General features: G+C 33.7%; 9 protein-coding genes. 3 read left to right on the top strand and 6 right to left on the bottom strand.

Going from position 1 to position 7,790, the window contains the following annotated elements:
• Positions 1-1,023: 1,023 nt before the first annotated feature.
• From ACEN31_RS07010 to ACEN31_RS07000, 3 genes are read right to left on the bottom strand one after another with little or no spacing between them, the layout of a single operon-like run.
• Complete coding sequence (locus tag ACEN31_RS07010; protein ID WP_197104752.1) at positions 1,024-2,367, bottom strand: glucose-6-phosphate isomerase; 1,344 nt, start codon at positions 2,365-2,367, stop codon at positions 1,024-1,026.
• Positions 2,367-2,780 (bottom strand): CvfD/Ygs/GSP13 family RNA-binding post-transcriptional regulator, encoded by a 414-nt coding sequence (locus tag ACEN31_RS07005; RefSeq protein WP_138405353.1) that lies wholly within the window; start codon positions 2,778-2,780, stop codon positions 2,367-2,369. Before ACEN31_RS07005 ends, ACEN31_RS07010 begins: the two co-directional genes overlap by 1 nt.
• 29 nt (positions 2,781-2,809) lie before the next feature.
• Positions 2,810-3,397: a peptidylprolyl isomerase gene (locus ACEN31_RS07000; RefSeq protein ID WP_138405354.1), complete on the bottom strand. Its 588-nt coding sequence runs from the start codon at positions 3,395-3,397 to the stop codon at positions 2,810-2,812.
• A 194-nt stretch (positions 3,398-3,591) separates the two neighbouring features.
• On the opposite strand from ACEN31_RS07000, the gene ACEN31_RS06995 reads away from it, so the two are divergent.
• Genes ACEN31_RS06995 through ACEN31_RS06985 form a run of 3 tightly spaced genes read left to right on the top strand, consistent with a single transcriptional unit; the run spans position 3,592 to position 5,699 of the window.
• Positions 3,592-4,098, top strand: coding sequence for a divergent PAP2 family protein (locus ACEN31_RS06995; RefSeq protein WP_138405355.1), 507 nt, complete (start codon positions 3,592-3,594; stop codon positions 4,096-4,098).
• A gap of 21 nt (positions 4,099-4,119) precedes the next feature.
• Complete coding sequence (locus ACEN31_RS06990; RefSeq protein WP_138405356.1) at positions 4,120-5,124, top strand: NAD(P)/FAD-dependent oxidoreductase; 1,005 nt, start codon at positions 4,120-4,122, stop codon at positions 5,122-5,124.
• 11 nt (positions 5,125-5,135) lie between these two features.
• Positions 5,136-5,699 carry a phosphatidylglycerophosphatase A gene (locus tag ACEN31_RS06985; protein ID WP_138405357.1) on the top strand — a complete coding sequence of 188 codons (564 nt, stop codon included), beginning with the start codon at positions 5,136-5,138 and terminating at the stop codon, positions 5,697-5,699.
• Between the two features lie 35 nt (positions 5,700-5,734).
• Here the strand turns inward: ACEN31_RS06985 and ACEN31_RS06980 are convergent, their stop codons facing one another.
• The 3 genes from ACEN31_RS06980 to ACEN31_RS06970 are packed head-to-tail and all read right to left on the bottom strand — an operon-like array spanning position 5,735 to position 7,790.
• The gene (locus ACEN31_RS06980; protein ID WP_171031376.1) at positions 5,735-6,358 is read right to left on the bottom strand and encodes a TIGR01906 family membrane protein; all 624 of its coding nucleotides are present in this window, start codon (positions 6,356-6,358) and stop codon (positions 5,735-5,737) included.
• On the bottom strand, positions 6,358-7,131 hold the full coding sequence (locus tag ACEN31_RS06975; RefSeq protein ID WP_138405359.1) for a TIGR01457 family HAD-type hydrolase: 774 nt from the start codon (positions 7,129-7,131) through the stop codon (positions 6,358-6,360). The genes ACEN31_RS06980 and ACEN31_RS06975 overlap by 1 nt, the downstream gene beginning before the upstream one ends.
• A complete protein-coding gene (locus tag ACEN31_RS06970; protein ID WP_138405360.1) occupies positions 7,128-7,790 on the bottom strand; it encodes a YutD family protein in 663 nt (220 codons plus the stop codon). The genes ACEN31_RS06975 and ACEN31_RS06970 overlap by 4 nt, the downstream gene beginning before the upstream one ends.

The following is a 7,790-nucleotide window of genomic DNA, read 5'->3' as shown; positions in this document are numbered from 1 at the left end:
TGCTCATTACTATTCTAGCTTTGTTGACCTTTTTTAAACTGGTGGTCGTCCAGCGAAATTGTTTGGTTGTCTGTTCCGTAGAACAGATCCCCTTACACATTTGGTGTGTTTATCTTTGTTCAGTTTTCAATGAGCTTTCGTTGTCGTTTTGTTGAACAACAACTTTTATAGTATATCACGTTTGTGAAGTGGATGTCAACACTTTTTTAAAAGTATTTTCTCAACTTCATTTCGAAGTGATGTCGTTTATTTTAACAACTTTTATAGAATATCACGGTTGTGACTCGAAGTCAACAACTTATTTGAAGATTTTAAATAATTTTTAAATTCATTTAACACTTCGTTGTGATGTTGTCGCTGTTTGACGACTTACATATCTTATCATGCGGGCTATATTGTGTCAACAATATTTTTCGCTTTTTTATCAGCGCTGCCTCGTTTAAAGGTTGTCGCAAATGACAACTTTTAAATAGTAACATGTTTGACTTGTATGTGTCAATCACTTTTTTCACTTTTATTATTTCTTTCAAGGTGAGGTGATCTCAAATGACAACTTTTGTATCTTATCATGCTTTGCACATTCTGTAAAGCATTTTTTGAAACAAATTTATAACTTGCTTCAAAAGTTGTAAGCGCTACACATGTTGTAGTAGCAACTTATGTTATAGTATCATCGACGAATCATTTCGTCAATACTTTTTTCGTTTTTTTGTAAACTTTATGTAAATTCTATGTAAACTTACTAAGTTATCGCCAGACATTGTTACAACGTCCTGTGACGACAAGAAATAATATACCACTAACTTGTGGTAGGAGTCAATATATTTTTGTAATTTCTTTTATTTTATTATTTAGTTTTGCTTTATTATTGTTTCGCTTTATGTTTTTTCCATTATATAGAGGTATTTTAATTATTACACAATCCGTTTCCTTCTATAATAATGTCACTTAAAACACAAAAAGGATTGAAGACAACTTAAAGTAGCCTTCAATCCTATTTGTTTCTATATATTTGTTCTAAGCTTATAGTCGTTCGTTTAACTCTTTAGCTAGATCTTCGAATCCTGGTTTACCTAATAAAGCAAACATATTACGTTTGTAGTCTTCTACTCCTGGTTGATCAAATGGATTAACGCCATTTAAGTATCCTGAGATTCCTACTGCTTTTTCAAAGAAGTAGATTAAGTGTCCTAAAGATTTTTCATCCATAGCTGGAATTGTTACTAATAGGTTCGGTACATTACCGTCCGTATGAGCTAATAAAGTTCCTTCAAACGCCTTAGTGTTAACAAAGTCAATTGTTTTTCCTTCTAAGTAACCTAAACCATCTAGATCTTCCTCAGCTTTTGGAATATCGATATCATGTCTTGGTGTTTCAACTTTTAATACCGTTTCAAAGATATTTCTTTGTCCATCTTGGATTGTTTGTCCAATAGAGTGTAAATCTGTTGAGAAGTTTGCACTTGCTGGGTAAATGCCTTTTTGGTCTTTACCTTCAGATTCACCAAATAATTGTTTCCACCATTCAGAGAAGTATTGCATACCTGGTTCATAGTTAGCCAGAATTTCAATATCTTTTCCTTTTTTATAGAAGAAGTTACGAATTGCTGCGTATTGGTAAGCACTGTTCTCCATAACATCTGGATTACTGTACTCTTCCATTGCTTCGCGTGCACCTTCCATTAAAGCATCAATATCTCCACCTGCGACTGCAATCGGTAATAGACCTACAGCAGTTAATACAGTAAAGCGTCCTCCAATACCGTCAGGAATAACAAATGTTTCATATCCTTCAGCATTTGCTTCTGATTTTAGAGCGCCTCTCTCTTTATCTGTTGTTGCATAAATGCGTTTAACTGCTTCTTCGTGACCGTATTTCTTATCTAATAATTCTTTAAATACACGGAATGCGATTGAAGGTTCAGTTGTAGTACCTGATTTAGAAATAATATTAACCGAGAAGTCACGGTCTCCTACTAAATCAACTAGATCATGTAAATAAGTCGAACTAATACTATTACCAGCAAAGATAACTTGAGGTGTTCCTTTTTGCCCTGCTTTAATATTGTAGAATGAATCATTTAGAAATTCGATTGCTGCTTTCGCTCCTAAGTATGATCCACCAATACCAATTACAATAAGAATATCTGAATCTGCTTTAATTTTTTCTGAAGCTGCTTTGATGCGTGCATACTCATCTTTGTCGTATGTTTCTGGCCAATCGATCCAGTCCAAGAAGTCATTTCCTGTACCCGTTTTATCATGAAGTTGATTATGTGCCAATTCAATATATGGTTTAATCTGAGTTAATTCATGTTCTTTAAAGAATGATAAAGCTTTTGTATAATCAAATTTTAAATTTGTCATTAATATCTCTCCTCATTTTTTCCTAGAATATTAGTTTGATCCTCTTCGATTTGTCTTAAACCATCTTCAATAATTTTAGGCATATTTTGTCCTAATGTCTTGAAACCAATCTTCGGTAAATATCTTTTAGGATACTTTTTTGATTTTGATGGAAACGGTGGTGTATTTAAATGTTGTAACGCTCTAAAAGACAAACTAATTTTCCGAGTATATTCATCAATATCGATAATCTTGACTTTAACTTTGTCGCCAATATTAATAAAATCATCTAATTCAGATACATAACCGTGTTTGCATTCTGAAATATGCACTAAACCTTGTTCTGTATCTGATAATTTTACAAAGACGCCGTAATTCTGAATACCGGTTACTTCTCCTTGGATTACATCCCCAATTCTAAATTCTTTTGTCAATGTATATCCACCCTTTACTTTATAGTAGGCTACTCATTAACAGTAACGCTCGTAATAACAATATCTTCTACGGGCTTGTCTTGGGCACCAGTTTCTTGAGCTTGAATATCTAAGACTACGTCCATACCATTTACTACGTGACCAAACACTGTATGACGGTGGTCTAACCAAGGTGTCCCACCTTTTGCTTCATAAGCTTCAATAATTTCTTCTGGGAATCCAGCTTCTTTTAATTGTCCTAGCATTTGTGCAGGTACATTCGGAGCTGTAACAATGAAAAATTGACTTCCATTTGTGTTAGGTCCAGCATTAGCCATTGATAATGCGCCATATAAGTTAAATACTTCTGCTGAGAATTCATCTTCGAAAGCATCACCATAGATACTCTCTCCACCCATACCTGTTCCTGTTGGGTCTCCACCTTGAATCATGAAGTCTTTAATAATACGGTGGAAGATAATTTCGTCGTAATACCCTTTTTTAGATAATTCTTTAAAGTTTTCTACTGTCTTTGGAGCTACCTCCGGGAATAGAGCTAAATCAATATCACCCTTGTTCGTATGTAATGTAATATCAACATTCAGTTCTTCTGTGTTTAATTGTGGAAATTTTGTCAAAATAATTCACTCCTCCTTATATTTTCTATATACATTATATACTAATTCACTTTGTTATGTTTAACAAATGTTTTAATAGTTATATCAAATAATTTTTGATATTATTGAAGGAGAGTTATAAACGATTATTTTTCAAAAGATACTTAGGCATCTAGTTTAATTTATATTAAAAAAATAAGAAGGTTGGTTTATTTATGAATTTCCCTTTAATTGCGTCATTGGTTTCAATATTATTTGCACAGCTGATTAAATATCCTATAGCTTATTTAACCAATCGAAAAAGTGCAAAATTAAATTTAATCACTTCTACAGGTGGTATGCCCAGTTCTCACTCGGCTGCAGTTAGTAGTTTAACGACGGCTTTGATTTTAGAATATGGTTTTAATTCACCATATGTAGCCATATCGACTGTATTTGCAGTCATTATTATGTTCGATTCGATGGGTGTCCGTCGACAAAGTGGTGAACAAGGTATTGTCTTAGATATATTAGCCCGTAAACATTTAGCTGAGATCGATTATATATCTGATGACATAAGCTATGATGAAGTTGAGGATAATCCTTTGATTTTAAGTTACGATATTGATGATTATGAAAGAATGATTATTAACCGTTATCTTGGCCATAAACCGAGTGAAGTCATTGTTGGTACTTTAACTGGTGGTTTTGTTGCCATTTTTCTACGTTTAGTTTTATTATAATATTATAGAAAGTGTGATACTTTGAGTTTTGAAGAGTCCTTGTTTGATATAACAATTGTTGGCGGAGGGCCCGTCGGTTTATTTACAGCGTTTTACGCAGGTTTACGAAATGCGAAAACGAAGATTATTGAAAGTCTAGAGTCCTTAGGTGGACAACCTGCCCATCTTTATGCTGAGAAGAATATTTATGACATTCCTGGTTACCCTGCAATTAAAGGCGATGAATTAGAAAGAAACCTTATTCAACAAATTTCTCGCTTTGATATTTCAATTCAATTGGGAGAAGAAGTTTTAAATGTAAATAAAAAGATGACTGAGGATGGCGTTGAATATTTTGAAATTATTACCAGTGAACAGATTCATTATTCACGTACCATTATTTTAGCGATCGGTAATGGCGCCTTTTCTCCTAGAAAATTAAAATTACCAGAAATAGAGAAATACGAAGAAAGTAATCTACATTACTATGTTAATAACATTGAACAATTTACTGGAAGAACGGTAGCAATCTGTGGTGGTGGTGATTCTGCGGTTGATTGGGCATTAGCCTTAGAACCGTTAGCGAATAAAGTGTATTTAATCCATCGTCGCGATAAATTCCGAGCTGTTGAAAGTAGTGTGAAACAATTAGAAAATTCCACAGTCGAGTTATTAACTCCTTATATTCCAGAATCCGTCCAAGGTGACGATAGTCGTATTCAATCGATTAATTTGAAGAAAGCTAAATCAGATGAGATAATTACTTTGGATGTGGATAACTTTATTGTCAGTTACGGTTTTACATCAAGTATTGGCGAAATTAGGAATTGGGGATTCAACCTCAATCGAAATACAATTGAAGTCAATGCTCAATACAAAACGAACATACCTGGCATCTATGCTGTTGGTGATATTGCCAACTATGAAGGCAAAGTAAAAATTATTGCGACAGGTTTTGGTGAAGCTCCTCAAGCAGTGAATGATGCCCTATTAAAAATTGATCCAACAAACGTTAACCCACCAATTCACAGCTCAGATTTATTCTAAGGAGAGATACTATGACAAAAAATGAACAATTTATAAAACAAAGTCGTCTAGAAGATCAAGCTCACTACTTATTAAAAGAACGTGGCGTTAGATTAGAATCAATTGCTGAAATTGTCTATGATTTACAAAAAGATTATATTGATGATTTAACACTCGACCATTGTTTAGAAAATGTTATTGCGGTGATGAAGAAACGTGAAGTTCAAAATGCAGTCATTACAGGAATTGAAATCGACATCGCAGCGGAGAGACAACAGTTCTCACCTGTCTTAAATGACTTACTCATGCGAGATGAAGGGTTATATGGGATTGATGAAGTGTTAGTCTTATCTATCGTTAACGTATATGGCTCGATTGGTTTAACTAACTTTGGTTATGTCGATAAATTAAAACCTGGTATTATCGGTGAGTTAAATGACAGTAAAGATGAACATTGTAATACATTCATTGATGATATTGTTGGCGCTCTTGCTGCAGCCGCTGCAAGTCGAATCGCCCACTCTCAACCTCAAACAGATGAGGTAAACGTTAATACTACACCTGAAGAATCTTATGAAGATTCTCATGAAAATTAAGAAAAAGTGATGCGCCCGAGGGCACATCACTTTTTTTATTTATTCCAATATACAATTTTTCGAATACCTAAGATAATTGATTCATAAACTAATAAAGCAAGAATAAATAATATCATGAAAAATTCCTGAGGTAATACAGTTATAACCGGATCTTCCAAGGGATTGAACAGCCATAAATCATTATTAAATAACAATTGATGAAAAAGTATAAATACTTGATCAAATGCTACGACAATGAAAAATAATAAAATCAATGGAAAGGCTAATTTAAACGTAAAATGTGGTGCCATAACTAATTGCCAATTCCGTTTCTTAATGTATGAAATGGCCCAGATCGTTAATAAGAATAAAATTGTTAAGATGACAAAATTAATAAAGAATAATACCTTCACTTCTTCAAAGTGCTGTGCCCCACCTTCTGACATACTAAAGTAAGGCATATTTAAATCATGGACTGTTGGATTCACTAAGTAACTTAACATAGTATCATAATTTTCAAGCAATTGTGCTTGGGTTAAACCTGAGATATCTGTTAAATTAAACCAACCAATACATAATCTGTATAAAAATGGTGATATAAAGATGACAGCTGTAATTGATGAGCAGATAGCAAATAAAAGGATGACAAGACTGCTTACTATTCGTTTTAGTATATCCATTATGCATGCTTCCATTCTGAAAGTGATTCAATGATATAAGTTGGTTGCTTTTGAATCATTTCTAAGTCTTCTCTTACAGTGACACCTGTTAAAACTAACAACGTATCCATATCCATATTCATTCCAGCCATAATATCTGTATCGTAGTTATCTCCAATCATTAAAACCTTGCTTTTATCAATTCCAAGTTGCTTAAGTGCCCCTTCCATAATTGGATTATTAGGCTTACCGATAATAATCGGTTCTTTTCTCGTCGCAAATTGTATAAAGGCAGTAATAGCACCCGAACTTGGATTCATTCCAGTTTCAGTTGGTATTAATCGGTCCGTATTTGTCACCACGTATTCAGCTCCAGCAAGAATTGCTTGAACAGCGACAGTTAACTGGTCGTAAGTAACATCACGTTTTAAGCCTTGAACAACGATATCAATCGGCTTATTCGTATCAACTGTAAAATTTCTCTCAAGCATTTGCTCTTTTAAAGCTGCTTCGCCTAACACATAAACATTTGCTCCTGGATGATGTAATTCAATATAATCCCCTAAAGCAATAATTGAAGTATAAACATGAGAAGAATCAATTGGAATATCGTAGTAAGAATTTAAATTATGAACGATTTCCTCAACCGTCTTTGTTGCATTATTTGTCACTAATTTAAAAGGGAACCCCTCATTAAGTAAATGACGAATAAATACCTCAGCTTCTGGAATTCGTTCTTTCCCACGATAGGTCGTCCCATCTAAATCGACTAAATAACCTTCATACTTTGTCATTTCTTGTTTGTCACCTTCTTAATTACGAATTTTTTATCATTAGCCACTTTTTCACTGACTTTCTCAGTGACTTTTTTTGGTTTGTTTACTTCACCTTTAGTTTGATTCTTTTTAAAGGTTTTTTTACGACGGGTATTTTTAGGATTAAAGCTAGTATCTTCGGCTTTTTCTTTGTCCGTCGTTGTAGTTACATGAGGTGTTTTAGGTCTTTGCTTTTTCGGTTTTCTTGAAACTTTCTTATGTTTGGTTTCACGTTTCTCTAATTGATTGTACTTCTCTACAGCTTCCACCTTACCTAAGACAAAGTAAGCCGCACCAAAATTACAATACTCTTTAATATAGTCATCTAAGAAATCAATTTGTTGATCGCGTGGCACTTTGCGTCTTCCTAACTGATAAAATCCTCTTAGACGTAACTGGTCATGCCCCCAGTCTCCAACGATAAAATCAAACTTTTCAAAGAATGGTTGATAACGATTCGTAAAGGCTTCTTGTTCAAACCCTTCTCGGTAATTCTCTAACAAGCGGTATTCTTGTGTGCTAATTTGAATTGTTTCTTCATCGATAACATAAATTTGTTTATCTTCGACTTCTTCACCTTGAATAATGTCATCTAATATAGATTCAAGTTGATTTGTCATGGTTTTTTTATTACTCAA

This window comes from Ruoffia sp. FAM 26255, from assembly GCF_045528525.1.
GTDB lineage: Bacteria > Bacillota > Bacilli > Lactobacillales > Aerococcaceae > Ruoffia > Ruoffia tabacinasalis.
Note: the sequence above shows the minus strand (reverse complement) of the source record. Positions and strands in the feature narration are given on the sequence as shown.

Coding starts and splice junctions, on each gene's coding strand:
- ACEN31_RS06985 (WP_138405357.1), top strand. CDS start 5,136: ATGACAAAAAATGAACAATTTATAAAACAAAGTCGTCTAGAAGATCAA.
- ACEN31_RS06995 (WP_138405355.1), top strand. CDS start 3,592: ATGAATTTCCCTTTAATTGCGTCATTGGTTTCAATATTATTTGCACAG.
- ACEN31_RS07010 (WP_197104752.1), bottom strand. CDS start 2,367: ATGACAAATTTAAAATTTGATTATACAAAAGCTTTATCATTCTTTAAA.
- ACEN31_RS06975 (WP_138405359.1), bottom strand. CDS start 7,131: ATGACAAAGTATGAAGGTTATTTAGTCGATTTAGATGGGACGACCTAT.
- ACEN31_RS06980 (WP_171031376.1), bottom strand. CDS start 6,358: ATGGATATACTAAAACGAATAGTAAGCAGTCTTGTCATCCTTTTATTT.